The following is a 788-nucleotide window of genomic DNA, read 5'->3' as shown; positions in this document are numbered from 1 at the left end:
AGTAGTGTTGGATAATGAGGATATTCTGCCTTGCCTCGTACATAGGGTGTCGGGTGATATAGTCAAGGATGTCAAATGCTGCGTCACTGTAAGGCATGTGGCTATTGAGGATATCGTCAATCTTTTGGGTATGGTCGAAGATTATTTCATAGCGCTCATGCGCCTTGGCTTTAGATAAGATGCTCTCTTTTTGTTGTGTATTGAAATGGCGCGGATGTTTCATGTTCACGAGGTGAAGGGGTACATGACGCAAAGCGCAATAGTAGGACGTCAGTTTTAGAGCCGTTTCTGCCTTATCGGGAAAAACCATGTTGTTGTGTGTGTATCCATCCCCCGCTTTTTTGAAAAGGTGAAACAGGTAGGATGGGTCGTTTACGACAACCGCATTTAAGTATCTGCTGACCTCAAACTTCGGGGATTGGAGAGCGTTTGATTGAGGGTGTTTTTCTGGGTGTGAGCCGTTATAAATATTAATAACACTTACTATCAGCGCATAGGTCCAGGCACAAGAAAATGCCAATGTTATAAATAACATCCACATCTGAGTAGGTAATGAGAATAGCGGTATTGCTATGACTGATGCCGTGATCATTGAGCACGTACTAGAGTGACAGAGGGCGCTTCTTAGCGTTGCAATGCTGGTTCTAGTCAGCGCTTTCACATTTTTCTTTTTTGATAGCCACTGGTGAAAGCGTGAGGCGTGAATGTTGTTTTCTTTTCGTTGGTTCAGAACGATAGCTAAGAATATTGAGTAAGTGATGATCAGAACAATTTCTAGTGTAATTTGA

Annotated in this window: 1 protein-coding gene; it reads right to left on the bottom strand. The window is 42.8% G+C overall.

Annotation, left to right across the window (positions count from 1 at the left end):
• On the bottom strand, positions 1-592 hold a 592-nt coding region (locus OH459_RS28030), incomplete at its 3' end, for a hypothetical protein (protein ID WP_269989890.1).
• Between the last annotated feature and the right edge of the window lie 196 nt (positions 593-788).

The organism is Vibrio sp. MM46 (genome assembly GCF_027587135.1).
GTDB classification, from domain to species: domain Bacteria; phylum Pseudomonadota; class Gammaproteobacteria; order Enterobacterales; family Vibrionaceae; genus Vibrio; species Vibrio harveyi.
The sequence above is the reverse complement of the archived record's forward strand: the minus strand, read 5'-3'. Positions and strand labels throughout refer to the sequence as shown.